This is a genomic window from Microbacterium sp. NFH-22A-Y (assembly GCF_021401375.1).
GTDB classification, from domain to species: Bacteria; Actinomycetota; Actinomycetes; order Actinomycetales; family Microbacteriaceae; genus Microbacterium; species Microbacterium hominis.
The window spans coordinates 656,876-682,930 of the sequence record NZ_JACBGF010000003.1 but is presented as its reverse complement, the minus strand read 5'-3'; the positions used below and the strand labels follow the sequence as shown (position 1 = coordinate 682,930).

The following is a 26,055-nucleotide window of genomic DNA, read 5'->3' as shown; positions in this document are numbered from 1 at the left end:
GTGAGCGCCTGAGCGCCCCGGCGCGCCGCCGCGCGTGCGTCAGCCCGTCGAGCGGACGGTGATCTTGGTGCCGGGCAGCTGCATGGTGCCGCCGGCGGGGCTGGTGCTGGACACCGTGAAGATGCCCCAGACGATCTCGGGTAGGGCCGTGCCCGGCTCGAATCCGGCCGCACGGAGCTGCTCCATCGCCTGGGCCACCGTCTGACCCGTGACGTCGGGCACCTCGATCGGCTGCGGTCCCTTCGAGACGACGAGGGTCACGGTGTCGCCGGGGCGGAAGAGCCCGCCGCCGTCGCGGTCCGCGATGCGGATGACACGACCTTCGGCGACGTCGTCGTCGTAGGCCTGCGTCGTGGTCACGCCGAGCTGAACGGCTTCGAGCGCGGCGGTGGCCTTGTCGACACTCTGGCCGGCGACGTCGGGCACCGGGCCGAGCGAGATCTCGAACGATGCCGTCGATCCCTCCAGCGCCGTGCATCCCTGCGAGCAGTCCACGGCCTCGCCGCCGCCGGGCGGGGTGATCGAGGCGCTGACCACGGTGTCGCGCGCGGCATCCGTGAACACCTGCGCCGGGTCGCCGGACGGGGAGATGTAGATCTCCGACAGCGACGACGTCGCCGCGTCGAGGCTCTGCCCGGCCAGGGCGGGGATCTCGTGGGATGCCGGGCCCAGCGAGACCACGACGGTCACCGCGCTGTTCTTGTCGACGCGCGTCCCGGCGCCGGGGTCGGTGCGGATGACGGCGTCGATCGGCACGGCGCGGCTGAAGTCCTGCGCGGGCACCGCGCTGAGTCCGAGCTCGGCCAGTTGCGAGGTCGCCTCGTCGAGCGAGGACCCCGAGACGTCGGGAACGCCGACGAGCGAGCCCGGCCCGGATCCGAACCACCAGCCGGCACCGCCCGCGACCGCCGCGAGCAGCAGCACGAGCACCACCAGCCAGCCGCCCGCCCGTGCGCGCCGCCGCGACCGCACGCGCAGCCGCGTGGCGTTGTCGACCTGCTCCGTCACGGTCGGGGCCGTGAACGTGCCGGGCATGACCTTCGTCAGCTCGCCGGAGTCCACGCCGTCGTCGACCGCGACGATGCCCGGGCTCGGCGCCCGCACGACGTGCGGGAACACCCCGAGCTCCTTCTCGATCTCGCGCAGGCGGTCGAGCATCGCGCGCGCATCGACCGGGCGCTCGTCGGGGTTGCGCTCCGTCGCCCACATCACCAGCTCGTCGAACTGCTCCGGGATGCCGGGGTTGCGTGCGCTCGGACGCGGCACCGAGTCGGTGGCGTGCTGGTAGGCGATCTGCATCGGCTGCTCGCCCTTGTAGGGCTGCTCGCCGACGAGCATCTCGTAGAGCATGATGCCGAGGGCGTAGATGTCGCTGCGGGCGTCGGCGGTGCCGCGCGTGACGAGCTCCGGCGCGAGGTACGCGATCGTCCCGAGCAGCATCTGCCCCGTCGCGGTGTTCGCGCTGGTGGCGCGGGCGAGCCCGAAGTCGCCGATCTTGATGCGGCCGTCCTCGGCGAGGAGCACGTTCTCGGGTTTGACGTCGCGGTGGACGATGCCCGCGCGGTGCGCGGCGGCCAGGCCCGACAGCACGGCATCCATGATCGTGATCGTCTGCGGGATGCTGAGTCGCTTCTGCTCGCGCAGCAGCTCGCGCATCGTGATGCCGGGCAGGTACTCCATGACGAGATAGGCCATCTCGCCGTCCTGGCCCTGGTCGAACACGTTGACCACGTGCGGGTCGGCGAGGCGGGCCGCGGCGCGTGCCTCCTGGATGAAGCGGCTCTGGAAGACCGTGTCGTCGGAGAGGTGGCTGTGCATCACCTTCAGGGCGACGCGGCGCTCCAGTCGCAGGTCCGTCGCCACGTAGACCGTGGCCATCCCTCCGCGGGCGATGCGAGCACGCACGCGGTATCGGCCGTCGACGAGACGGCCGATCAGCGGGTCGGTCTGCTGACTCGTGCTCACTCTGTGATTCTAGGGAGCCGAAGCGCCGTGTCCCGGGAGCGCCTCACCCCTCACGGCATGTGCGCAGCGACCACGGGGGTGCGGCGCACGCCGCCGGGGTCAGCCGAGTGCAGCCAGCCAGGCGTAGGCGTCCTGCTCCCACGGGCCGTAGCGCTCGGGGTACGCCGACACCTGCACGGCCTGGGCGGCCGCGCCGAAGTCCATCGACTCCCATCCCGGGACGTCGAGGAGTCCGCGCGTCAGCATGCCGTCGGGGCCGGAGACCCCGGTGAAGAACGCCTCGGCGGAACGGTGCGGGTCGCGCACCTCGTCGGGAGTGCCCCAGCCCGTGCTCGGACGCTGCTGGAACAGGCCGAGCGAGTCGCGGTCGCCCCAGTCGAGATTGCGGATCCAGGACTCGACCATCGCGGTGGCCAGCGCGATCGCGATGCCGCGGTCGGGCACGCCGAGCGATCGGCCCACCTCGATGATGATGCGGGCGTTTTCGGTCTGCTCGGCATCGAGGCCGGTGACCGCCGACGTGGCCGGTGCGGGCGCCTCGACGGCGGCGAGCGTCGCGACCAGCTCAGCCGCCGGCAGCGAGAGCACCTGGCCCGGGTAGATGATGGCGTCGCGCGTGAGGCCGTTGGCGCCGAGGAGGGCGTCGAGCGTGAGTCCGTGCGCCTCGGCGATCGCCCAGAGGGTGTCGCCGGCGCCGACCTCGTACGCCGCGGCGGGCGCGGGCGCGGGTGCGGCGGGAGCCGCGGGGGCCGCGGTGGCGGACGCGGCGCCCTCGGAGGGCAGCACCAGCACGAGTCCCGCGTGGATCAGCGAGGAGTCCTGCAGCCCGTTCGCCGCGCGCAGGCTCCCGAGATCGACGCCGTGCGTGCGGGCGATGTCCCAGAGGGTGTCGCCGTCCTGCACGGTGTAGGTGTCGGGTGACGGCGCGGCGGTGCGTGCGCGGAGGTCGACGACGGGATGGCGCTCGGCGGCGGCGCGGTTCTCGGCCGCGGCCGCGGGCGTCGTGCTCAGTGCGAGCGCGAGCGTGCCGAGCGTGCCGAGGAAGCCGGCGGAAGCGGTGTGCACGTGTGTTCTCACCCACGTCACCGTGTCACGGAAGGCAAGTCGTGTCAACTGGTGCTATAAGGAGTGGCTGCTGTGACGTTTGTGACCAGTGTGATTCGCACAGGGGGCCGACGTCGGGCGCGGGGGATGCGATAGTGGAGGGGTGACCGACGACATCGTCCCCGCGTCCACCGGCTGGCTCACTCTCCCCGAACTCGTCGAGGTCCTCGGCGAACCGCTCGGTCGTGTTCGCCGCCTCCTCGACGAGAAGCACCTCGTCGGCTCTCGCCGCGGCGGTGCGTTCGCGGTGCCGGAGATCTTCATCGCCGAGGGCCGACCCCTCTCCGCCCTCCGCGGCACGATCATCGTGCTGCAGGATGCGGGGTTCAGCGACGACGAGGTGATCGACTGGCTGCTCGCCGAGGAGGAGTCGATCGGACAGGCTCCCATCTCCGCGCTTCGTCAGGGGCGCAAGAGCGAGGTGCGTCGGGTCGCTCAGACGCTCGCCTGACGCCGCCGTCGCCGCCCGGTGCGCCGGGCGACGCGCGTCACGAGGAACGGGCGATCGCCGCCTGGGCGAGATCGCGGAGCGCTCCGACCGCCGGCGTCGACAGGGGGGCGCCGCGCAGTGCACGGTCGGCCTCCGCCGCGTAGTGGGAGATCGCCGTCTCGACGCGATCGAGGGCGCCGGTGTCGATGATCGTCTGCTGCAACGATGCGATCTGCGCGGCGTCGAGCCCCGGATCGCCGATGAGCTCGTCGACGAGTCGCTTCGTCGGGCGGTCGAGCCGTTCGCGGGCGTAGGCGATCAGCAGCGTGCGCTTGCCCTCGCGCAGGTCGTCGCCCGACGGCTTGCCCGTGACGGCGCTGTCGCCGAACACGCCCAGCACGTCGTCGCGCAGTTGGAAGGCGAGACCGAGCGGGTGACCGAAGGCCGCGAGCGCCGCCGTCTGCGCCGCGTCGCCGCCGGCGAGCGCAGCCCCGAGCAGAAGCGGATGCTGGATGCTGTAGCGGGCCGACTTGAGCGAGGCGACCCGCAACGCCCGCTCGGCGTGCTCCGCATCGGGTGCGGTCGTGAAGGCGGCCTCCTCCGCGATGTCGAGGAACTGCCCGACGGTGACCTCGCGACGCATCAGGGCGTAGACCTCGCGAGCGGATGCCGCGTGTTCGGCCGCCCGCAGCCCCTGCTCGAGCAGGTCGTCGCTCCATGCCACGAGGAGGTCTCCGAGCAGGACGGCGGCCGAGCGGCCGAAGGCCGCGGCGTCGCCCGCCCAGCCCGCGCGGGCATGGGCGGCTTCCAGTCCGCGATGCGCCGCCGGCTGGCCGCGGCGCGTGTCGGAGTTGTCGATGATGTCGTCGTGGACGAGCGCGGCCGCATGGAAGATCTCCAGGGCGGCGGCGGCGTCGAGGACGCTGTCGGGGGCGGCGGCGACGGGACCCCTCGCCTCGGCGACGGCCTGCCATCCCGTCACGCAGAAGCGCGCGCGCAGCCGCTTGCCGCCCTCCAGAGTGCGGGCCGCGGCGTCCAGGAACAGCTGCGTCTCACGGCCCGCATCGGCCCATGACGACCGCTGCGCCTCGACGAACCTTCCCAGTCGCTGAGAAACCGGCTCTATCGGGTCGAGGGAAGCGTCCACGGGCCTAGCCTAGTTCTCGACTGCACGCGTACAATCGACCGCACACGATGCCGGTCCGAAACGGCGAGGAGGGGGCAGCATGCCGCTGTCAGAGCAGGAGCAGCGTCTGCTCGATGAGATGGAGCGCCATCTCATGAACAAGGACGCAGATGTGGTCAGCGCGTCTCGAGACGGCCGTTCCCTCAGCTATCGCAACATCGTCTACGGCACCGTCCTGGTGCTCGTCGGTCTCGGGGGGCTGATCGCCGGCGTCTCGTCCGGGATCATCGCCATCGGCGTCGTCGCCTTCCTCGTGATGGTCGCCGGCGTGGTCCTCGCGGCGACCCCGGCCAAGGGCATCGCCGCGGTGCGCCCGGCGGGAGAGCCCAAGGGTCAGCGCAAGACGTCCGGCGCAGCATCCTCGTCCTCCTTCATGGATCGCATGAACGATCGTTGGGACCGCCGCCAAGACGGCGCCTGACCCCTAGCTGACGTCGCTTCGGCGACGAGAAGAAAGCACCGGCCCATCGGGCCGGTGCTTTCTTGTTTTCGCGGCCCGCTGCGCGACGCTCCCCGCCGTCAGAGGACGCCGGGGAGCGCCGGGGGAGCGCTGCGCCCACGAAACCATAGTCAGGTGGAGGAAAGTGGAGTAAAGTGGTGCGCACCTGGATCGGGCCGGAGGAAGGGGGAGTGGTCGATGCTGTTGGGCACCTACACCCCCAAGCTGGACGAGAAGGGCCGCGTCATCCTGCCGGCCAAGTTCCGCACCGACCTGGGCGACGGTGTCGTGGTCACCCGCGGTCAGGAGCGCTGCCTCTACGTGTTCAGCACGAAGGAGTTCGAGCGGGTCTACGAGAAGATCCGCGAGGCACCGCTGACGAACAAGCAGTCGCGTGACTTCCAGCGCATGTTCCTCTCGGGCGCGAGCGACGAGAAGCCCGACAGCCAGAGCCGCATCACCATCCCGCCGCACCTGCGCGCCTACGCCAACCTCGGCCGCGAACTGATCGTCACCGGTGTGGGCGCCCACGCGGAGATCTGGGACGCGGAGGCGTGGAACGCCTACGCCGACAGCAACGAGGACAGCTACTCGGACATGGAGCAGGAGGTGATCCCGGGCCTCTTCTGAGCCGTGGCCGTGACTCCCAGCCGCACGCCCTGACGCACTTCCCCGGTGTCAGGTCAGGCGGATGGGGATCACGACTCCGGACCACCGACCCGAAGAATCATGAGCTACTCCGAGATCCACACCCCCGTCCTGCTCGAGCGCTGCGTCGAGCTGCTCGCCCCGGCGCTGCAGCGGCCCGATGCCGTGCTGGTCGACGCGACCGAGGGCATGGGCGGCCACTCCGAGGCCCTGCTGGAGCGCTTCCCCGACGTCCGACTGATCGGCCTCGACCGCGACACCGACGCCCTGCGCATCGCGGGGGAGCGGCTCGCGCGCTTCGGCGACCGTGTGACGCTCGTGCACACGGTGTACGACGGGATCGCCGCGGCGGTGCGCGGAGCCGGCGTCGACCGCGTCGACGGCATCCTCTTCGACCTCGGCGTCTCCTCGCTGCAGCTCGACGAGGCCGACCGCGGGTTCGCGTACTCCCAGGACGCCCCCCTCGACATGCGGATGGACCAGACCTCCGGGACGACCGCCGCCGACATCGTCGCGACCTACGGGGAGGGCGATCTCCGGCGCATCTTCGAGCGCTACGGGGAGGAGAAGCTCGCGGGCCGCTACGCGCGCGCGATCATCGCGGCGCGCGGCGTCGCTCCCATCGAGCGCTCCGGCCAGCTCGTCGACGTGCTCGTCGCCGCGACGCCGGTGGCGGTGCAGCGCGAGGGGCGCGGGCATCCCGCCAAGCGGGTCTTCCAGGCGCTTCGCATCGAGGTGAACGCCGAGCTGTCGGTGCTCGAGCGCGCCCTGCCGGCCGGTCTCGACCTCCTCCGCGTCGGGGGTCGCATCGTGGTCATGAGCTATCAGTCGCTCGAGGACCGGCTCGTCAAGCGCGTGTTCGCGGATGCCACGGCATCCACCGCGCCCGCCGGACTTCCCGTCGAGCTGCCCGAGCACGCCCCGCGCTTCCGACTGGTCGTGAAGGGAGCGGAGCTCGCCTCCGACGACGAAAGGGCGCGCAACCCGCGTGCCACCCCCGTGCGCCTGCGCGCGGCCGAACGCATCCGGGAGGCGGCATGAGCATGTCCGCAGAGAGCACACTCGACCCCTTCGCGGGGCTGCCCGCCCTGCCGTCCGCGCCGCGTCGCGAACCCGCGCGTCGGCTGCAGGCGCTGGAGCAGCCGCAGCCGCGCCGCCGTCCGCGTCTGGTCTACGGCATCATCGCGGTGACCGGCGCCCTGCTGATCGGAGGCGCCCAGATGGGCTTGTCGATCCTGACGACCCAGTCGTCGTACGAGCTGTCGACGCTGAGCGACCAGCAGCGCGACCTCGACTGGCAGAAGCAGATGCTGCAGGACAGCCTCGCGGGTCTCAGCTCGCCGCAGTACCTCGCCGCGAATGCGGAGGCCCTCGGCATGGTCACCGGCCAGGCACCGACCTATCTGCGTCTGAGTGACAACGCGATCATCGGCACCGCCGCCGGTCTCACCGGCGCCAGCGCCGTCAACGCCCTCAGCAAAGCGGCCGTGGGCAACGCCCTCGTCAGCGGTCAGCCGCTCGTGGGCGATCCGGCCGCCACCCTCGGCGGCGGCACGACCTCCGTCGTCGACAAGGCGATCGTCGATACACCGACACCCCCTGCCATCGCCGACGGTCTGCCGACCCCCGCCACACACTGATCTCATGACGACACGAGCCACCCGCAGTCCTCGTCGGCGCACCGTCGTCGCCCTCGCCGTCGTCCTGGCGGTGCTCTGCGCCTTCGTCGTGCGCCTCGTCGACATCCAGGTCGTCAACGCGCGCGAGCACATCGACGACTCGCAGGCGTACGCGACCGGAGCCAAGAGCACCCTCTACGGCGCGCGCGGCGAGATCGTCGACGACAACGGCGTCGTCCTCGCCAGCAGCACGACGCTGTACGACGTGCAGATCGATCCGCTCCTCGCCGCGCAGGGCGTCGCCACGGTCGACGCCGACGGCAGGACGATCAAGGACGACGACGGCAAGAACGTCATGACCCCGTGGAGCGAGGTGGCGCCCAAGATCGCGGCGATCACGGGCCAGTCCGCCGCCGACGTGGAGAAGATCGTCGCGGACGCGCTCGCTGCCGACGCGGGCTCCCGGTTCGCCTACGTGAAGCGGTACGTCTCCACCGAGGAGTACCGGGCGCTCGCCGAGCTGAAGCTGCCGTTCCTCACCTTCCCGCTCCACCCCGCCCGCACCTACCCCGACGGCGCCGTCGCCGGAAACCTCATCGGGTTCGTCGGCTCGGACGGCACCCCCCTGGAAGGGCTCGAGTCGTTGCAGGACTCGTGTCTGCAGGCCACCAACGGCACCCTCACGTATCAGCGCGGGGCCGACGGGGTCATCATCCCCGGCACCGAGGTCGAGGACCCCGCGGTCAACGGCGGCACGCTGAAGCTGACGATCGACAGCGACCTGCAGTGGTTCATGCAGCAGCTGATCTCCGAGGAGACGGCGCGCTACCAGGCCGACTGGGGCGGCATCATCGTCATGGAGGCCAAGACCGGCAAGATCCGCGCGCTCGCGGAGACCAACACCGTGGACCCCAACGACCCCGGCGCCTCCGACCCCGACAACCGCGGGTCGCGCCTGCTGCGCGTGTCGTACGAGCCCGGGTCGACGTTCAAGCCCGTCACGGCCGCGACCGCGATCGAGCAGGCCGGCCTGAGCCCGACATCCACCGTCGAGACGCCCGATCGGATCCGGTTCCCCAACGGTGCCGTGATCAACGACTCGGAGAGCCACCCGACGCAGAACCTCACGCTGACCGGCGGGCTGGTGGAGTCGTCCAACGTGGCGATGTCGCAGTTCGGCTCGCTCGTGAGCCCCGAGGTCCGCTACGACTACCTGAAGAAGTTCGGCGTCGGCGGCGGCACCGCGCTCGACTGGTCGGCGGAGCCGAGCGGCGAGATCCGCGACCCGTCGACGTGGGACAACCAGACCTATTACACGACGACGTTCGGTCAGGCCTTCACGGTCACCCCGACCCAGGTCACGAGCCTCTTCCAGACGATCGCGAACGGCGGCGTGCGGATGCCGGCCCAGCTCGTGGAGTCGTGCACCAAGCCCGACGGCACGGTCGTGACACCGGATCTGCCCGACCCCGTCCAGGTCATCAAGCCGGAGACCGCCGCCGAGGTCTCGCAGATGCTCGAGAACGTCTACGCACAGGGGACGCTCGCCGACGACATCCGCATCCCCGGCTACCGGCTCGCGGTCAAGACCGGTACCGCGCAGGTGCCCGACGGCAACGGCGGCTACAAGGACAACCTCTACATGACGTCCCTGGCCGGTTACGCCCCGGCGGACGATCCGCAGTACGTTGTCTTGACCCTGTTCAACGAGCCGAAGACCAACACCATGTCCTCGGCCAACCGCTCCGTCTTCAAGAAGGCCATGACGCAGGTGCTCACGCACTACCGCGTCATGCCCTCGGGCTCGGACACCCCTCTGCTGCCCGTGACACAATGACGAGACCGCGACGCGCCACCGCGCGTGAGGAACCAACCCTATGATCCGGATGACGCTGGCCGAGGTGGCCGCCGCCGTGACGGGAACTCTGCACCCGGCACACCACGACACTCCCGAGACGTTCGTCGACGGCGACGTCGACACCGACTCCCGCATGATCGGGGCGGGTGACATCTTCGTCGCGAAACCCGGCGAGGTCACCGACGGCCACCACTTCGTCGAGGCCGCCGTCGAGGCCGGTGCGGTGCTGGCGATCGTGGAGCGACGCGTCGACGCGCCCGTCAGCCAGATCGTCGTCCCGGATGCCGTCGCGGCCCTCTCCGACCTCGCGAGGGTGGTCGTGGCCTCCGTCCGCGCGGGCGGGGAGCTGCGGATCGTCGGCATCACCGGCTCGAACGGCAAGACCACCACCAAGAACATGCTGGCGCGCATCCTGCAGGACGAGGGCGACACCGTCGCGCCGCGCGGCTCGTTCAACAACGAGGTCGGCGCGCCGCTGACGATGCTGCGCGTCCGCGCGCAGACCCGCTTCCTCGTCAGCGAGTTCGGCGCCTCCGGACCCGGCGAGATCGCGCGTCTGGCCGGTCTGGTCTCCCCGGACGTGGGTGTCGTGCTGATGGTGGGCCTGGCCCACGCGGGCGGCTTCGGCGGCGTCGAGGAGACACTGAAGGCGAAGACCGAGCTGGTCGAGGCGGTCCGCCCCGGCGGTGTCGCGGTGCTGAACGCGGACGACGCTCGCGTCGTCACGATGGCGGCCGTCGCCGCGTCGCGCGACGTCGAGGTCCGCTGGTTCGGTCGCGGCGCCGCCGCGGAGATCCGGGCCGAGGACGTCGAGGTCACGGCCGCCGGCACGACGTGCACGATCGTGGCCGGGGACGAGCGCTTCCCGCTCCGGCTCCGCGTGCTCGGCGAGCACCACGTCATGAACGCGCTGGCCGCGCTGACGGCCGCCCGCGAGCTCGGCGTGCCGCTGCCGTCCGCCATCGCGCGGTTGGAGACGCTCGAGATCGCGGAGCGCTGGCGGATGCAGCCGCTCGGCTCCGACCGCGTGCGCATCATCAACGACGCCTACAACGCGAGCCCCGACTCGATGGCGGCCGCGCTGCGCACGCTCGCGCAGATCGCGGGCCCGGGCGAGCGGAAGGTCGCCGTCCTCGGTGCCATGAGCGAGCTCGGCGAGTTCGCCGGCGAGGAGCACGACCGCGTCGGTCTGCTCGCCGTGCGGCTGCGCATCGAGCGCATCGTCGTGGTGGGGCGCGACGCGCGCCGCCTCTTCCTCGCCGCCGTCGGCGAGGGGTCGTGGGACGGGGAGGCCGTCTTCTTCGAGACCGCCGACGAGGCGTTCGACTACCTCCTCCACGAGCTGCGCGACGGCGATCGCGTGCTGGTGAAGTCGTCGAACTCCGCCGGGCTCCGGCACCTCGGCGATCGTCTGGGAGAATCGTTCTCGTGAGATCCCTGCTGGCGGCTGCGACGATCTCCCTGGCGTTCACGCTCTTTCTCACACCGCTGTTCATCCGGCTGTTCGAGAAGCTCGGCTGGGGTCAGGTCATCCGCACGCCGGAGAACGTGAACAACCCGAGCCATCAGACCAAGCGCGGCACGCCCACGATGGGCGGGATCGTGTTCATCGTCGGCTCGATCGTGGGCTACTTCGTCGGCACGCTGACCGGCGGAGCGCCGCCGTCGATCTCCGGTCTGCTGGTCATCTGGATGATGGTCGGCTTCGGCGTGGTCGGCTTCATCGACGATTTCATGAAGGTCCGTCAGCAGCGCAGCCTCGGTCTGTCCGGGTGGCGCAAGATCGTCGGCCAGGTGCTGGTCGCGGTGCCGTTCGGCATCATGGCGCTGAACTTTCCCGACGCCCGCGGGGAGACGCCCGCCTCGCCCTACATCTCCTTCTTCCGCGACATCCCGATGCTGTCCTTCCTCGCGCTCGGCGCCGTCGTCGGATGGATCGCCTACCTCGTGTGGATCACCTTCATCTCGGTGGCCTGGTCGAACTCGACCAACCTGACCGACGGCCTGGACGGCCTCGCGACCGGATCCGGGATCTTCACGGTGTCGGCCCTCAGCCTCGTCACGTTCTGGCAGTTCCAGCAGCGGTGCGCGAGCGGGGCGCTCGTCACGGCGTATGTCAACGGCTGCTACCCGACGCCCGACCCGATGGATCTCACGATCATCGCGGCATCCTTCGTGGGTGCTCTCGTGGGCTTCCTGTGGTGGAACGCGCCGAAGGCGAAGATCTTCATGGGCGACGTGGGCTCGATGGCGATCGGCGGCGTGATCGCCGCGATGGCGATCCTCTCGCGCACCGAGCTGCTGTCGGTCATCATCGCCGGCGTCTTCATCATCGGCCCGGGCTCGGTCATCCTGCAGCGCATCTACTTCAAGGCCACGGGCGGCAAACGCCTCTTCCTGATGAGTCCGTTCCACCACCACCTCGAGATGCGCGGCTGGCCCGAGATCACGATCGTCGTGCGGATGTGGATCATCGCCGGCATGCTCGCCGTCACCGGCGTCGCGCTCTTCTACGTCGAATGGCTCTCGGCGCTGTGAGCGGGGTGCGCGACCTGGATGCGCTGCGCAGCTGGCACGCGGACTGGCGCGGGCTGCGTGTCGCCGTGCTCGGCCTGTCGGTGACCGGTTTCTCCGTCGCCGACACGCTCGCCGAGCTCGGCGCCGACGTGCTCGTGCTGAGCGAGACCGCCGCGGAGGAGTACGCACGGCTGCTGCCCGTCATCGGCGCACGCATGCACCTCGGATCGCTGGGCTCCGTGCCGGATGCCCTCGTCGAGTTCGCACCCGAGGTCGTCATCGCCTCGCCCGGCTTCGCGCCCCACCACCCGATCGTCGCGTGGACCCGCGCGAACGGCATCGCGCTGTGGGGCGACATCGAGCTGGCCTGGCGCGTGCGCGACAAGGTCGTGCGGCCCGACGGCACCCCCGCCGAGTGGCTGCTCATCACGGGGACCAACGGCAAGACGACGACCACGCAGCTCACGGCATCGATGCTCGTCGCGGGAGGGCTGCGCGCCGCCCCGTGCGGCAACATCGGCGTCCCGATCCTCGATGCGGTGCGCGATCCCGGCGGGTTCGACGCGCTGGTCGTCGAGCTGTCGAGCCACCAGCTCTGGTACCTCTCGCTGCAGGAGGGCACGCAGCCCGTCTCCCCGCACGCGAGCGTGTGCCTCAACCTCGCCGACGACCACCTGCAGTGGCACGGGTCGTTCGCCGCGTACCGCGACGCGAAGGCGGTCGTCTACCAGCACACGCGCGTGGCCTGCGTCTACAACAAGTCCGACGTCGCGACCCGCGTCATGGTGGAGGAGGCCGACGTCGTCGACGGATGCCGCGCCATCGGTTTCGACCTCGGTGTGCCCGGCCCGAGCGATCTGGGCATCGTCGACGGCATCCTGGTCGACCGCGCGTTCCTCGACGACCGTCGCACGAGCGCGCTGGAGCTGACCACGGTCGGCGAACTCGCCGCGCACGGGCTGGCGGCGCCGCACGTCGTCGCCAACATCCTGGCCGCGGCGGCGCTCGCGCGGTCGCTCGACGTCGCCCCCGCGGACATCGCCTCCGCTCTGCGCGCCTTCCGCCTGGACGCGCACCGCATCGAAGTGGTCGCGACGGTCGGCGGCATCACCTGGATCGACGACTCGAAGGCGACCAACCCCCACGCCGCCGCGTCGTCGCTCGCGGCGTTCCCCGGCGCCGTGTGGATCGTCGGCGGCGACCTGAAGGGCGTCGACATCGGCGAGCTGATCGCGGCGCGCGGCCCGGGCGTGAAGGCGGTCATCGTGATCGGGGTCGAGCGGTCGCCGATCACCGAGGCGTTCGCGCGACACGCGCCGACCATTCCCGTCTTCGAAGTGGACCACGCACAGACTGAAGACGTCATGGCGGACGTCGTCGCAGCGGCGGCGGAGATCGCCCGTGACGGAGACGTGGTCCTCCTCGCCCCCGCCGCGGCATCCTTCGACCAATTCGACTCGTACGCCGACCGTGGACACCGGTTCGCCCGCGCCGTACAGGCCTGGACGCCACCCGACGCGGCGACGCAGACACCGACCGAGACCGGCACGACAGACGCAGGGGGAGCCGATGACCACGACGACCCCGCCGACCCGTCCAGCCGCTGACGGCGCCGACGACGCGGCCTCCACCGGGTTCGCCGCGCGCGTCTCGTTGGGGAGGGTCTTCGCGCCCGTCCCCAGCGAGTTCCTGCTGATCGCTTCGACGGCGCTGCTGCTGACCGGATTCGGCCTGACGATGGTCCTCTCCGCGACGATGGCGACCGCCTTGGCCGGCGGCCAGAGCCCGTTCGAGGTCGTGATGAAGCAGGCGGTGTTCGCCGTCATCGGCATCCCGCTGATGTTCGTCGCGAGCCGGCTGCCGGTGACCTTCTGGAAACGGGTCGCCTGGCCGGGGCTCATCCTCGCGACCCTGTTCCAGCTGCTCGTGTTCGTTCCGGGACTCGGCGTGGCCAACGACGGAAACCAGAACTGGATCCAGATCGCGGGCTTCCAGGCGCAGCCGTCCGAGTTCCTCAAGGTGACCCTCGCGCTGTGGCTGGGGTACGTCCTCTATCGCAAGCAGACGCTCCTGGGCCTGTGGCGGCACGTCTTCATCCCGGTGGTGCCGGTCGGCGCCCTCGTGATCGGGACGGTCATGGCCGGCCACGACCTCGGCACGGCGATGATCCTCATGGTGATCCTCCTCGCGTGTCTGTTCTTCTCCGGCGTCAAGCTCCGGATCTTCCTGATCCCGCTGATCCTCGTCGTGGGGGCGGCCGGCGTGTTCGCCGTGACCAGCCCGAACCGCATGGCGCGGATCATGAGCTTCCTCGACGTCGACACGCTCTCCTGCTACGACACCACGTGCTACCAGCCGCTGCACGGCGTGTGGGGCCTCGCCAACGGGGGGATCTTCGGGCTCGGACTCGGCAACTCCCGCGAGAAGTACGGGTGGCTGCCGGCCCAGTCCAACGACTACATCTTCGCGATCCTCGGCGAAGAGCTGGGGCTCATCGGATGCCTCGTCGTGCTCGCCCTGTTCACCCTCTTCGCCGTCGGCGCGTTCCACATCATCCGCAAGACGCACGATCCGTTCATCCGCATCGTCGCCGGCGGCATCACGGTCTGGATCGTCGGCCAGGCGCTGCTGAACATCGCGGTGGTGCTGCGGCTGGCGCCCGTGCTCGGCGTGCCGCTTCCGTTCATGTCGCAGGGCGGAACGTCGCTGCTGTCCGTCCTGATCGGATGCGGCGTGCTGCTCTCGTTCGCCCGGACGCTCCCGGTCGCTCCGGCGCCCTCGGTCGCGCTGCCCGCCGAGCGCCGCCCCGGCCGCCGCTGACAGGGGCTCGACGGTAGGCTCGATCGGGTGACGACCGCCCCGGAATCGACGACGTACCTGCTCGCCGGCGGGGGCACCGCCGGCCACGTCAACCCGCTCCTGGCCGTCGCCGACGGCCTGCGCGAGCGCGACCCCGCGGCCCGTGTCCTCGTCCTCGGCACGAGGGAGGGGCTGGAGGCCCGCCTCGTGCCCCAGCGCGGCTACGAGCTGCTGTTCGTCGACAAGGTGCCCTTCCCGCGCCGTCCCGACCTCGCCGCCGTGCGCTTCCCCGCCGCGTGGACGCGCGCCGTCCGCCAGGTGCGCGCGCGCCTGCGGACGCGACGGGTCGATGTCGTCGCGGGCTTCGGCGGGTACGCGTCGGCGCCGGCGTACGTGGCGGCGCGGCGGGAGGGCATCCCGTACGTGGTCCACGAGGCGAACGCCCGCCCCGGCCTCGCCAACATCCTCGGCGCCCGGCGCGCCGCCGCGGTGGGCGCCGTCTTCCCCGGGACGCCGCTGCGCGGCGCGCAGACGGTGGGGATGCCGTTGCGGCGCGAGATCGTCGAGCTCGATCGTGCCGCGGCACGGGCGGAGGCCGCCGCGGCCTTCGGGCTCGACCCGGCGCGGCCCGTGCTCCTCGTCTTCGGCGGCTCGCTCGGCGCCCGCCGACTCAACCAGGCCTTCGCCCAGGCGTGGTCCTCGATCGTCGACGCGGGCTGGCAGCTGCTGCACGCGGCGGGGGAGCGCGACGAGATCGTCGACCCGCGGCATCCCGACTACCGCGTCGTCCCGTACCTGGACCGGATGGATCTGGCGCTCGCGCTGGCCGATCTCGTCGTGTCGCGCGCCGGTGCCGCGACGGTCAGCGAGCTGTCGGCGCTCGGTGTTCCCGCCGTATACGTGCCCTACGCGGTCGGCAACGGCGAGCAGGCGCTCAACGCCGCCGACGCGGTGGCGGCGGGCGCCGCACGGATCATCCCGGATGCCGAGTTCACCGCCGACCGGGTGCGCACCGAGATCGTGCCCCTGCTGGGCGACGGGGCCGCGCTCGGCGCGATGCGCACGGCGGCCGCCTCACGCTCCGCGGCGGCGCGGGCGGGCACGGCCAACGTCATCGCGATGCTCGACAGCGCGCTGCGCTGACCGCCGCTCATCCGTCCCCTCGTGCCGGTATCGCGTCGGCGATGCGGCAGGACGGGACGGACGAACGCGTGTCAGGAGGTCGACGGCGCGTCGCGGAGGGCGGCGCGGGCGAGGGCGAGGGCCTGCTCGGGATTGAGGCGGAGCGCGCGGATCTGCGCGGCGAACGCGGATGCCGCGCGTTGCGCCTCCTTCAGCGCCGCATCGCCCTGCGGAGCGACGAACGTGCCGTTGCGCCCCCGGGTCTCGATCACATCGGCGGCCTCCAGCTCACGGTAGGCGCGTGCCACGGTGCCGGGCGCCAGGCCGAGGTCCTCCGCCAGCCGTCGCACCGTGGGCAGTCGGGCCCCGGGAGCGAGCTCGCCCGTGTCGATCGCGTCGATGAGCCGGCGGCGCAGCTGCTCGAAGGGCGGGACGGGGGATGCCGGGTCGATGACCATCTGCATCCCGCTTTTGTATCATGCAATGTATCAATAAGTCAAGGCCCCGGACCGCCGCGCAGCGCGCCGCAGCATCCCCCCAGGGAGAGCCGACCTAGACTTGTCGAGCCATGATTCGACCCGATCTCAGCCTGCCCATTCCCGAGGACATCTCCGCCGCGCACTTCATCGGCATCGGCGGATCGGGCATGTCCGGGCTCGCCGGCATGTTCCTCGACCGCGGCATACGCGTGTCGGGCTCGGACCGCGCCGACGGCGCCGCCCTGCGCGCCCTCGCGGCGCGCGGTGCCGACGTGCACGTCGGCCACGACGCGGCGCACCTGCCCGACGATGCCGACACCGTCATCCACACCGGGGCGATCTGGCCCGAGAACCCGGAGTTCCTGCTCGCGAAGGAGCGCGGCCTCCACGTCATCCACCGCTCGCAGGCCCTGCACTGGCTCATCGGCGGCCGCCGCCTCGTGAGCGTCGCGGGCGCGCACGGGAAGACGACGTCCACGGGCATGATCGTCACCGCGCTGCGTGCGCTCGGCACGGCGCCGACGTTCGTCAACGGGGGAGTGATCGCCGACCTCGGCGTGTCCAGTGCGACGGGATCCGACGAGCTGTTCGTCATCGAGGCCGACGAGTCGGACGGCACGTTCCTCCTCTACGACACCTCCGTCGCCCTCATCACCAACGTCGACCCCGATCACCTCGACCACTGGGAGTCGCGCGACGCGTTCTACGACGGCTTCGTGCGCTTCGGCGACGCGGCCCGCGAGGCGGTCGTCATCTCCGCCGACGACGCCGGCGCCCGCCGCGTGGCGGCCGCGCTCGATCACCCCACGGTGGTGACGTTCGGCGAGGATGCCGCGGCCCACGTGCGCGTCAGCGACATCGTGACCGACGGCCCGGTCTCGTTCACCCTCACGCACGACGGCGTCAGCGTTCCGGGCCGGCTGGCGGTGCCGGGCGCCCACAACGCCATCAACGCGGCGGGCGCGGTCGCCGTGCTCCTCACGCTCGGATACGCCCTCGAGCCGGCGCTGCGCGCGGTGGAGGGATTCGGCGGTACCGTCCGGAGGTTCGAGCTGCACGGCGTGGAGCGCGGGGTGAGCGTCTACGACGACTACGCCCACCATCCGACCGAGGTCGCCGCGGCGCTCGCGGCCGCGCGCACCGTCGTCGGCGAGGGGCGCATCATCGCGATCCAGCAGCCGCACACGTATTCGCGCACGCAGGAGATGTATCGCGAGTTCGCCGAGGTCCTCGAGCAGTACGCCGATCACACGGTCATGCTCGATGTGTACGGTGCCCGTGAGGACCCCGTGCCCGGCGTGACCGGCGAGCTCGTCAGCGGCGCGTTCCGCGACCCCGCGAAGGTGCACTTCGTCCCCGACTGGCAGGCGGCGGCCGACTACACCGCGACGGTGGCGCGCGCCGGCGACTACGTCATCACCCTCGGCTGCGGCAACGTGTACCAGATCATCCCTCAGGTGCTCGGGGCGCTGTCCGCGACGAAGGCCGAGGCATAGCCGATGCGCCGGCCGACGCCGCTGCCGGCGCCGGAGCAGGACCCGGCCGCCGCGAAGGCGACCGCGGATGAGGTCGACGCGTCGACCGTGCGCCGTGTCGATCCGCCGCGTCGGGGCGAGGACGCCGGTGCCGCTGCCGACCCCGTGGAGGACGCCGATGCGACGGCCCCGCTGACCCCGCTGTGGGTGGGATCGTCCGAGCGTGCGCCGATGTCGACGGTGACCGAGGCGACGCCCGGGTCGACACCCGAGGCCGCCGAGGATGCCGATGCGATCGGCGTCCGCGACGTGTGGTCGGCGGCACGCGCCCGGCGGCGCGCCCTGCGCGCGGAGGTGCGGCGCTTCACGGCGCGTCAGCGCCGCCGTCGGATGATCTGGCTCGGGGTCGGCGCCGCCGTCCTCCTGCTGGTGCTCGGCACGCTGGGCGCCGCATACAGCCCGCTCTTCGCGGTCGAGAAGGTGAGCGTCGTGGGCGCCTCGACCCTCGACGCCGGAGCCGTCGAGCAGGCGCTGGCCGGCCAGATCGGCACGCCTCTGCCCCTCGTCGACTCCTCGGCCGTCAAAGCGGCGCTCGTGACCTTCCCCCTCGTCGAGTCCTACACGCTCGAGGCCCGGCCGCCGCACGAGCTCGTCGTCCGCATCGTCGAGCGCACGCCGATCGGCTCGATCCCGTCGTCGGCCGGCTACACCCTCGTCGACGCCGCCGGGGTGGCGCTCTCCACGACCCCGCAACCTGCCGCCGGTCATCCCGTGCTCTCGGTGGAGGGAGGGCTCTCCTCGCCCGCCTTCACCGCCGTGGGGACCGTCTTCCGTACGCTGCCCACCGACATCCGCGACCAGGTCACCGCGATGAGTGCGACCTCGGCGAACGACGTCACGCTCACCCTGGGCGGCACCGGCACGACCGTCGTCTGGGGCAACGCCGACGACTCCGTGTTGAAGGCCAAGAGCCTCGCGGCGATCATGGCCGCCCGGCCGCCGTCCGAGGTGTCGAGCTACGACGTCTCGTCGGCCACGGCCGTCGTCGTGCGCTGACACGCGGTCCCGACGCGTTTCTGCGCGACACGCCCCGTGCCTGGCGGGCGCGGGCCTCGCTGCCGCATACCTTCAATCAAGGAATTGCATACTGAGCAATTCTTTAAACCTCAACTAGAGGTTCAAGGTTTAGCAGTCAGGGTTCGGGACACAATGGAGGCCGGCATGAGCCAGAACCAGAACTACCTCGCGGTGATCAAGGTCGTGGGTGTGGGCGGCGGCGGCGTGAACGCCGTCAATCGGATGATCGAGCTCGGGCTGCGGGGTGTCGAGTTCATCGCGGTGAACACCGACGCCCAGGCGCTGCTGATGAGTGACGCCGACGTCAAGCTCGACGTGGGCCGCGAGCTCACGCGCGGGCTCGGCGCCGGGGCCGACCCCGAGGTCGGCCGCCGCGCCGCCGAGGATCACGCCGAGGAGATCGAGGAGGCTCTCGCGGGAGCCGACATGGTCTTCGTGACGGCCGGCGAGGGCGGTGGGACGGGAACCGGCGGTGCCCCCGTGGTCGCCCGCATCGCCAAGTCGATCGGCGCGCTGACGATCGGTGTCGTCACCAAGCCGTTCAGCTTCGAGGGTCGGCGCCGCCAGAGCCAGGCCGAGGCCGGCGTCGCGAAGCTCAAGGAAGAGGTCGACACCCTCATCGTCGTGCCGAACGACCGTCTGCTGGAGATCAGCGACCGCGGCATCTCGATGATCGAGGCGTTCGCCACCGCCGACCAGGTGCTCCTCGCCGGTGTGCAGGGCATCACCGACCTCATCACGACGCCGGGTCTGATCAACCTCGACTTCGCCGACGTCAAGAGCGTCATGCAGGGCGCCGGCTCCGCTCTCATGGGCATCGGCTCCGCGCGCGGAGCCGACCGGGCGATCAAGGCCGCCGAGCTGGCCGTCGAATCGCCTCTGCTGGAGGCGTCGATCGAGGGTGCGCACGGTGTGCTGCTCTCGATCCAGGGTGGGTCGAACCTCGGCATCTTCGAGATCAACGACGCGGCCCAGCTGGTCAAGGAAGCCGCCCACCCCGAGGCGAACATCATCTTCGGCACGGTCATCGACGACACGCTCGGCGACGAGGTCCGGGTCACGGTCATCGCCGCCGGTTTCGACGGGGGCGAACCGCAGACGCGCATCGAGCCGATCACGGCGGCGCGCCCGGCGGCCGCGGCGCCCGTGCTGCCGTCCGTGCCCGCGGAGGATGCCGCGCGCGAGATCGCCGCCGTCGAGGAGAAGCAGCCGGTCACGGTGTCGGCACCCGTCGCCGAGTCGTACGACTCGGTCTACGGCGACGATGACCTGGACATCCCCGACTTCCTGAAGTGACCTCTCTCGCCGAACGCCTGACCGCCCTGGACGCCCGCCTCGCGGACGCGGCCAGGGCGGTCGGGCGCGACCCCGGCGAGATCAGGCGGATCGTCGTCACGAAGTTCCACCCGGCGCGCCTCGTGACCGATCTCGCCGCGCTCGGCGTGCGCGACGTGGGGGAGAACCGCCAGCAGGAGCTCACCGCGAAGCGCGCAGAACTCGAGGGCTCCGCGCTGGACGGGCTGCGCTGGCATTTCATCGGGCAGCTGCAGACCAAGAAGGCCCGCGCGGTGCGCGTGGCCTCCGACTGCGTCCACTCCGTCGACCGCGACCGCGTCGCGGACGCGCTGCACGCCGCCGATCCCGAGGGGGCGCCGCTCGACGTGTTCCTCCAGGTCAACCTCACTTCCGACCCCGGCCGCGGAGGCGTGTCGCCGTCGGAGGTCGAGTCCCTCGCCGCGCACACCGCCGATCGCTGTCCGTCGCTGCGCGTGCGCGGCGTCATGGGCGTCGCACCCCTCGACGAGGCGCCGGGCGCGGCGTTCGCGCGTCTCGCGGCGGCGGGCGAGACCGTACGACGCGTCGTCCCGGACGCGTCGTGGATGTCCGCCGGGATGTCGGGCGACTTCGCCGATGCGATCGCCGCCGGCGCGACACACCTGCGGATCGGCACGGCAATCACGGGACCGCGACCGGACCGCGGCTAGCCTCAGACCAGACGAGCAAACGGAGGAATGCGATGTCGAACCCGCTCAAGAAGACCATGGTGTACCTGGGCCTCGCCGACGAGGAAGAGGTCTACGAAGAGCCCGCCGCCGAGACGCCTGCGCGCCGTGAGCGCACGAGCGACCGCCCGATCGAGAAGGCGGCTCCCGTGACGCCCCTGCACCGTCCCGCCGTCGTCCGCCAGCCGACCGCCGGCACCGTCAGCGAGATCCTCACGGTGCACCCCAAGCAGTACCGCGACGCGCAGATCATCGCGGAGAACTTCCGCGACGGCATCCCGGTGATCATCAACCTGTCGCAGATGAGCGACGCCGACGCGCGTCGACTGATCGACTTCGCGAGCGGACTCTCCCTCGGCCTGTACGGGCGTATCGAGCGCGTGACCAGCAAGGTCTTCCTGCTGTCGCCCGAGAACGTCGCGATCTCCGGTGACGGGTCGGTGGCGAACGCCGACCCCGAGTCCGCACCCTTCTCGCAGTAGTCGTGGAGATCGTGCGCCTGGCGGCCTTCGTCGTCGACGTCCTTCTCCTCATCTACATCCTCGTGCTGTTGGCGAGGCTGGTTCTCGAGTACATCCCGATGTTCAACCGTCAGTGGCGGCCGCGGGGCTTCGGGCTCGTTCTCGCCGAGGCCGTCTTCACGCTGACCGATCCGCCGCTGCGGTTCTTCCGTCGGCTGATCCCTCCGCTGCGGCTCGGACCCATCGCTCTCGACCTCGGATTCCCGGTGACGATGCTCAGCTGCTTCGTGCTGCTCACGATCGTCCGGGTGATCGAGCGCCTGTAGCCCCCGTCGCACGCCCCACGAGCGCCGACTATGCTTGATCAGTACGGTTCGCCGATGGCGGGCCGACCGAATCGGCCCGCGTCGTGAGCCCCGAAAGAGGAAACACCATGGCTTTGACCCCGGAAGACGTCGTCACCAAGCAGTTCCAGCACGTGCGGTTCAAGGAGGGCTTCGACCCCGACGAGGTGGATGACTTCCTCGACGAGATCGTCGTCGAGTGGCGCAAGACCATCGCCGAGAACGAAGAGCTGAAGACCAAGCTCGCCGCGTACGAGTCCGGTGAAGCCGCTCCCGCCGAGGTCGTCGAGGCTGCGGTCGTCGAGGAGCCGGCTCCCGCCGTCGTGGAGGCCGTGCCCGCTGCGGAGGCTCCCGCCGCCGGTGGCGTCGCGGCATCCGCCGGCATCATCGAGCTCGCTCAGCGCCTGCACGACGAGCACGTCGCCGAGGGCCAGGCCCAGCGCGACAAGCTCATCTCCGAGGCCCAGTCCAAGGCCGCGTCGATCCTGGCCGAGGCCGAGGCCAAGGGCCGCGACGAGATGGCCCGCCTCGAGGCGGAGCGCGTCACGCTGGAGAGCCGCATCAGCGAGCTGCGCCAGTTCGAGCGCGACTACCGCTCGCAGCTGCGCGGCTTCATCGAGGACAAGCTGCGCGACCTCGACGTCGCCGGCACCACCTCGGGCGCCTCGCCGGTCTCGGCTTCCTGAGCCCGGTGACGGACCCGTCCCCTCAGCACAAGACCCTGAACAGGGCGGCGGCCGGTGCCCTCGTCGCGATCCTCGCGGCGCTGGTGCTGGCCGCCGACCAGTTCACCAAGCATCTGGCTCTCACGTCGCTGCCGTATCAGGAACCGGTGGCGGTGTGGGGCGATGTCCTGCAGTTCTATCTGACGAGGAATCCGGGCGCCGCGTTCTCGCTCCTCGAGGGTCAGACGTGGATCTTCACCGTCGTGATGACCGTCGCCGCGCTGGTCATCGTCTCGCTCACGGTGATGCGCGTGCGCTCCCGTGTCTGGGCGATCGTCCTCGGCCTGCTGCTCGGCGGCATCCTGGGCAACCTCACCGATCGCGTGCTGCGCGACCCGGGGTTCCTGGTCGGTCACGTCGTCGACTTCATCAACACGCCCTGGATGTGGCTCGGCATGAACCCGGCCATCTACAACGTGGCCGACATGTTCATCGTGACGATGATGATCGGTGTCGCCCTGCTCGTGGTCGTCGGCGTGCGCCTCGACGGCACGCGTGAGCGCCGCGGCGACGCGACCGCGCCGGCGGCGTCCGACGCCGATGACGCGCCCACCGGGCTGCGCGAGGACTGATGCCGTCACGCACCCTTCCCATCCCCGACGGTCTCGACGGCGTCCGGGTGGATGCCGCCCTCGCCAAGATGCTGGGGTTCTCGCGCACCTTCGCGGCCGAGGTCGCCGAAGCCGGCGGCGTGCGGATGGACGGGCGCCCGCTCGGTAAATCGGATCGTCTGCGCGCCGGGGGATGGCTCGAGCTCGAGTGGGAAGACCGCCGCGAGCCGGAGATCGTCCCCCTCGCGGTGCCCGACCTCGGGATCGTCTACGACGACGACGAGATCGTGGTCGTCGACAAGCCCGCGGGCGTCGCGGCGCATCCGTCGCTCGGCTGGGAGGGACCCACGGTCCTGGGCGCGCTGGCCGCGGCGGGCTTCCGGGTCGCCACGACGGGCGCCGCCGAACGCCAGGGTGTGGTGCATCGCCTCGACGTCGGTACGAGCGGCCTCATGGTCGTCGCCAAGACGGAGCGCGCGTACACCGCGCTCAAGCGGGCCTTCAAGGAGCGCGAGGTCGACAAGATCTACCACGCCGTCGTCCAGGGCCACCCCGACCCCCTCGCGGGCACGATCGATGCGCCGATCGGCCGCCATCCCTCCCACTCGTGGAAGTTCGCCGTGACCCCCGACGGCAAGGACTCGATCACCCACTACGAGACGCTCGAGGCGTTCCCGTCGGCCGCGCTGCTGGAGATCCACCTCGAGACGGGACGCACCCACCAGATCCGCGTGCACATGGCGGCGCACCGGCATCCCTGCGTCGGCGATCCGCTGTACGGGGCCGACCCCACCCTCTCGGCGCGGCTCGGCCTGTCGCGGCAGTGGCTGCACGCGCACGAGCTGTCGTTCTCGCACCCCGCCACGACGGAGTGGGTCACGTTCTCGAGCGACTACCCGGCCGACCTGGCCCACGCGCTCGACGTGCTGCGCGGCTGACGCGGGGTCGGACGCCGGTCCCATGCCGACCGGCGTACATGCCGGTGCCTAGGCTGGGGGAGTGACTCTCTCCGAACGTCCCTGGTTGTCCTCCTATACGCCGGGGGTGCCGTCGGAGATCGAGCCCGTCACACAGACCCTTCCGGACATGCTCGACGAGGCGGTCCGCACGCATCCGGGCCGGCCCGCGCTCGAGTTCTTCGGGGCCGTGACGACGTACCGCGACCTGGGGCGTGAGGTCGCGCGTGCGGCGGAGGGCCTGCGCAGACTCGGCGTGGTCGCCGGCGACCGCGTGGCGCTGATCCTGCCCAACTGCCCCCAGCACATCGTCGCGTTCTACGCGGTGCAGCGCCTCGGGGCGATCGTCGTCGAGCACAATCCGCGCTACACGGCACCGGAGCTGCGGCACCAGTTCGAGGTGCACCACGCGCGCGTGGCGGTCGTGTGGGATGCCGTGGCGGACACCGTCGCCGACTTCCCCGCGGACATCCGTCCGAACCACATCGTCGCCGTGCGCATGATCGACGCGATGCCGCGCCGCACCCGCCTGGCGCTGCGGCTGCCGGTGAAGAAGGCGCGCGACGCGCGGAACGCACTCTCGGCGCGTCCCCGGGCGAAGGGGGTGCGCGCGTGGGCGGAGCTCGCCTCGTCGCGTCCGCTCGCGCGGCGACACCCCCGTCCCGCCGTGGACGACGTCGCCGCGCTCCAGTTCACCAGCGGCACCACGGGGACTCCGAAGGCCGCGATCCTCACCCACCGCAATCTGCGCTCGAACGCGGCGCAGTCCGCCGCGTGGGTGCCCGACCTCGTGCCGGGGCGCGAGGTGTTCTACGCGGTCCTCCCGCTCTTCCACGCCTACGGGCTCACGCTGTGCCTCACGACGGCGCTGTCGGTCGGCGCCCGCATCGTGCTGTTCCCGACCTTCGATGTGGGGATGACGCTGGACGCGATCCGGCGGACGCCGCCGACCTTCCTCGCCGCCGTCCCGCCGATCTACGACGCCCTCGCCCGGGCGACGGCGCGCGAGGGCGTCGACCTCTCGAGTCTGCGCAACGCGATCTCGGGGGCGATGTCGCTGCCGCCGTCCACGGTGCTGCGGTGGGAGGAGGCCACGGGCGGTCTCATCGTCGAGGGCTACGGGATGACGGAGTCGTCGCCGATCAGTCTCGGCAACCCGATGGGGCCGCGGCGTCGGCCCGGAACGGTCGGCGTCCCGTTCCCGAGCACCGAGATCCGCGTGGTCGACCCCGCCGATCCGGCACGCGACCTCCAGGTCGGTGAGGAGGGGGAGCTGCTCGTGCGCGGTCCGCAGGTGTTCCAGGGGTACTGGAACCAGCCCGGCGAGACGGCGACCGCGCTCCTGGCGGGCGGATGGCTGCGCACCGGTGACATCGTGGCCGTGGATGCCGACGGATTCGTGACCGTCGTCGACCGGCTCAAGGAGCTGATCATCAGCGGTGGCTTCAACATCAGCCCGAGCGAGGTGGAGAACGCGCTGCTGCTGCATCCGGATGTGGCGGACGCGGCCGCCGTGGGGATCCCCCGTTCGGACGGCTCGGAGACGGTCACGGCGGCCGTCGTGATGCGGGAGGGGTCGGTGTTCGACGCCGACGAGATCCGCGCGTTCACGCGGGCGCATCTGGCGGCGTACAAGGTGCCGCGGGCGGTCGTGGAGTTCGACGCACTGCCGCGCTCGCTCGTCGGCAAGGTGATCCGCCGCGAGGTGCGCGAGGAGGTCCTCCGGCGCCGGCGGCCGTGACGGTCAGCGGCCGCCCGCGAAGGCGGCCGGATCGTCCTCGGCCAGGGCGAGTGCGATCTTGCGGACGTGGGCCTGCTCCACGTCGGTGAGCTCGCCCAGCCCGTACCATCCGACCTCGGTGAGCTCCCCGTCGGCGGGATGGGGCTCGCCCGAGACCCAGTCGCAGCGGAACACGAGGTCGAGGTAGTCGACCTGGTCGCCGTTGGCGTACGTGATGCGGGGCAGCTGCTGCACGAGCGCGAGCCGCGTCGCGCGCACCGTGACACCGGCCTCTTCGCGGCACTCCCGGACGGCGGCGTCCGCGGGCTCCTCGCCGGGGTCGACGATGCCCGAGACGCTCTGCCAGGCACCGTTGTCGGCGCGTCTTCCGAGCAGCACCTTCTCGTCCTTGAAGACGACGGCCGTCACTCCCACCAGCGGCAGCGGGGCGCCGCCGATCTTCTCACGGAGGGACAGGACGAACTCGGGGGTGGCCATACGCTCAGCCTAGGTCTCTCACCCTCAGGTTGAGGGTGAGGTGAGCTGACGCGCAGCCCCGAGCGTCCCGCCGGCGATG

Annotated in this window: 26 protein-coding genes; 21 read left to right on the top strand and 5 right to left on the bottom strand. The window is 71.2% G+C overall.

From position 1 onward, the window contains the following. Positions 1 to 39: 39 nt before the first annotated feature. Positions 40 to 1,965 (bottom strand): Stk1 family PASTA domain-containing Ser/Thr kinase, encoded by a 1,926-nt coding sequence (pknB, locus tag L0965_RS14300; RefSeq protein ID WP_101306490.1) that lies wholly within the window; start codon positions 1,963 to 1,965, stop codon positions 40 to 42. 99 nt (positions 1,966 to 2,064) lie between these two features. Continuing rightward, positions 2,065 to 3,030 (bottom strand): LysM domain-containing protein, encoded by a 966-nt coding sequence (locus tag L0965_RS14295; protein ID WP_232783910.1) that lies wholly within the window; start codon positions 3,028 to 3,030, stop codon positions 2,065 to 2,067. Positions 3,031 to 3,172: 142 nt separating this feature from the next. Between L0965_RS14295 and L0965_RS14290 the strand changes: the two genes are divergently transcribed. Next, positions 3,173 to 3,520 carry an Rv2175c family DNA-binding protein gene (locus L0965_RS14290; RefSeq protein ID WP_060958762.1) on the top strand — a complete coding sequence of 116 codons (348 nt, stop codon included), beginning with the start codon at positions 3,173 to 3,175 and terminating at the stop codon, positions 3,518 to 3,520. Between the two features lie 37 nt (positions 3,521 to 3,557). Here the strand turns inward: L0965_RS14290 and L0965_RS14285 are convergent, their stop codons facing one another. Beyond that, a complete protein-coding gene (locus L0965_RS14285; protein ID WP_101306488.1) occupies positions 3,558 to 4,646 on the bottom strand; it encodes a polyprenyl synthetase family protein in 1,089 nt (362 codons plus the stop codon). A 79-nt stretch (positions 4,647 to 4,725) separates the two neighbouring features. Here L0965_RS14285 and L0965_RS14280 point away from each other — a divergent pair, with 79 nt between their 5' ends. From L0965_RS14280 to L0965_RS14235, 10 genes are all read left to right on the top strand, one after another. Next, a complete protein-coding gene (locus L0965_RS14280; RefSeq protein WP_060958760.1) occupies positions 4,726 to 5,106 on the top strand; it encodes a DUF3040 domain-containing protein in 381 nt (126 codons plus the stop codon). A 216-nt stretch (positions 5,107 to 5,322) separates the two neighbouring features. Further along, on the top strand, positions 5,323 to 5,754 hold the full coding sequence (gene mraZ, locus L0965_RS14275) for a division/cell wall cluster transcriptional repressor MraZ (protein ID WP_060958759.1): 432 nt from the start codon (positions 5,323 to 5,325) through the stop codon (positions 5,752 to 5,754). A 99-nt stretch (positions 5,755 to 5,853) separates the two neighbouring features. Beyond that, positions 5,854 to 6,813 carry a 16S rRNA (cytosine(1402)-N(4))-methyltransferase RsmH gene (gene rsmH, locus L0965_RS14270; protein ID WP_101306487.1) on the top strand — a complete coding sequence of 320 codons (960 nt, stop codon included), beginning with the start codon at positions 5,854 to 5,856 and terminating at the stop codon, positions 6,811 to 6,813. Next, a complete protein-coding gene (locus tag L0965_RS14265; RefSeq protein ID WP_101306486.1) occupies positions 6,810 to 7,412 on the top strand; it encodes a hypothetical protein in 603 nt (200 codons plus the stop codon). Before rsmH ends, L0965_RS14265 begins: the two co-directional genes overlap by 4 nt. Positions 7,413 to 7,416: 4 nt before the next feature. Beyond that, a complete protein-coding gene (locus L0965_RS14260; RefSeq protein ID WP_060958756.1) occupies positions 7,417 to 9,228 on the top strand; it encodes a penicillin-binding protein 2 in 1,812 nt (603 codons plus the stop codon). 40 nt (positions 9,229 to 9,268) lie between these two features. After that, a complete protein-coding gene (gene murF / locus L0965_RS14255; protein ID WP_101306485.1) occupies positions 9,269 to 10,681 on the top strand; it encodes a UDP-N-acetylmuramoyl-tripeptide--D-alanyl-D-alanine ligase in 1,413 nt (470 codons plus the stop codon). Continuing rightward, the gene (gene mraY, locus L0965_RS14250; RefSeq protein WP_101306484.1) at positions 10,678 to 11,787 is read left to right on the top strand and encodes a phospho-N-acetylmuramoyl-pentapeptide-transferase; all 1,110 of its coding nucleotides are present in this window, start codon (positions 10,678 to 10,680) and stop codon (positions 11,785 to 11,787) included. The genes murF and mraY overlap by 4 nt, the downstream gene beginning before the upstream one ends. After that, on the top strand, positions 11,769 to 13,373 hold the full coding sequence (gene murD, locus L0965_RS14245; RefSeq protein ID WP_101306483.1) for a UDP-N-acetylmuramoyl-L-alanine--D-glutamate ligase: 1,605 nt from the start codon (positions 11,769 to 11,771) through the stop codon (positions 13,371 to 13,373). Before mraY ends, murD begins: the two co-directional genes overlap by 19 nt. Then, complete coding sequence (gene ftsW, locus L0965_RS14240) at positions 13,336 to 14,586, top strand: putative lipid II flippase FtsW (protein WP_101306482.1); 1,251 nt, start codon at positions 13,336 to 13,338, stop codon at positions 14,584 to 14,586. The genes murD and ftsW overlap by 38 nt, the downstream gene beginning before the upstream one ends. Before the next feature lie 27 nt (positions 14,587 to 14,613). Further along, a complete protein-coding gene (locus tag L0965_RS14235; protein ID WP_101306481.1) occupies positions 14,614 to 15,708 on the top strand; it encodes a glycosyltransferase in 1,095 nt (364 codons plus the stop codon). Positions 15,709 to 15,779: 71 nt separating this feature from the next. Here L0965_RS14235 and L0965_RS14230 read toward each other — a convergent pair whose 3' ends face one another. Continuing rightward, positions 15,780 to 16,151 carry a GntR family transcriptional regulator gene (locus tag L0965_RS14230; protein WP_101306480.1) on the bottom strand — a complete coding sequence of 124 codons (372 nt, stop codon included), beginning with the start codon at positions 16,149 to 16,151 and terminating at the stop codon, positions 15,780 to 15,782. Between the two features lie 104 nt (positions 16,152 to 16,255). Between L0965_RS14230 and murC the strand changes: the two genes are divergently transcribed. The 10 genes from murC (at position 16,256) to L0965_RS14180 (ending at position 25,499) form a co-directional block, all read left to right on the top strand. Beyond that, entirely contained in the window at positions 16,256 to 17,662 is a 1,407-nt protein-coding gene (murC, locus tag L0965_RS14225) for a UDP-N-acetylmuramate--L-alanine ligase (RefSeq protein WP_060958749.1), read from the top strand. Positions 17,663 to 17,665: 3 nt separating this feature from the next. Further along, complete coding sequence (locus L0965_RS14220; RefSeq protein ID WP_101306479.1) at positions 17,666 to 18,697, top strand: FtsQ-type POTRA domain-containing protein; 1,032 nt, start codon at positions 17,666 to 17,668, stop codon at positions 18,695 to 18,697. Positions 18,698 to 18,862: 165 nt separating this feature from the next. Then, positions 18,863 to 20,014, top strand: a complete 1,152-nt coding sequence (ftsZ, locus tag L0965_RS14215) for a cell division protein FtsZ (RefSeq protein ID WP_060958862.1) — start codon at positions 18,863 to 18,865, stop codon at positions 20,012 to 20,014. Further along, entirely contained in the window at positions 20,011 to 20,703 is a 693-nt protein-coding gene (locus tag L0965_RS14210) for a YggS family pyridoxal phosphate-dependent enzyme (protein WP_101306478.1), read from the top strand. The genes ftsZ and L0965_RS14210 overlap by 4 nt, the downstream gene beginning before the upstream one ends. A gap of 32 nt (positions 20,704 to 20,735) precedes the next feature. Continuing rightward, complete coding sequence (locus L0965_RS14205; RefSeq protein WP_060958746.1) at positions 20,736 to 21,203, top strand: cell division protein SepF; 468 nt, start codon at positions 20,736 to 20,738, stop codon at positions 21,201 to 21,203. Positions 21,204 to 21,205: 2 nt separating this feature from the next. Next, a complete protein-coding gene (locus L0965_RS14200) occupies positions 21,206 to 21,508 on the top strand; it encodes a YggT family protein (RefSeq protein ID WP_060958745.1) in 303 nt (100 codons plus the stop codon). 107 nt (positions 21,509 to 21,615) lie between these two features. Continuing rightward, complete coding sequence (locus L0965_RS14195) at positions 21,616 to 22,212, top strand: DivIVA domain-containing protein (RefSeq protein ID WP_060958744.1); 597 nt, start codon at positions 21,616 to 21,618, stop codon at positions 22,210 to 22,212. 5 nt (positions 22,213 to 22,217) lie between these two features. Then, positions 22,218 to 22,823 carry a signal peptidase II gene (locus L0965_RS14190; protein ID WP_198553623.1) on the top strand — a complete coding sequence of 202 codons (606 nt, stop codon included), beginning with the start codon at positions 22,218 to 22,220 and terminating at the stop codon, positions 22,821 to 22,823. After that, positions 22,823 to 23,740 carry an RluA family pseudouridine synthase gene (locus tag L0965_RS14185; RefSeq protein ID WP_061781712.1) on the top strand — a complete coding sequence of 306 codons (918 nt, stop codon included), beginning with the start codon at positions 22,823 to 22,825 and terminating at the stop codon, positions 23,738 to 23,740. The genes L0965_RS14190 and L0965_RS14185 overlap by 1 nt, the downstream gene beginning before the upstream one ends. 61 nt (positions 23,741 to 23,801) lie before the next feature. Further along, the gene (locus L0965_RS14180; protein WP_101306476.1) at positions 23,802 to 25,499 is read left to right on the top strand and encodes a long-chain-fatty-acid--CoA ligase; all 1,698 of its coding nucleotides are present in this window, start codon (positions 23,802 to 23,804) and stop codon (positions 25,497 to 25,499) included. A gap of 3 nt (positions 25,500 to 25,502) precedes the next feature. Here the strand turns inward: L0965_RS14180 and L0965_RS14175 are convergent, their stop codons facing one another. Then, on the bottom strand, positions 25,503 to 25,976 hold the full coding sequence (locus tag L0965_RS14175; RefSeq protein ID WP_060958740.1) for an NUDIX domain-containing protein: 474 nt from the start codon (positions 25,974 to 25,976) through the stop codon (positions 25,503 to 25,505). Positions 25,977 to 26,055 lie beyond the last annotated feature (79 nt).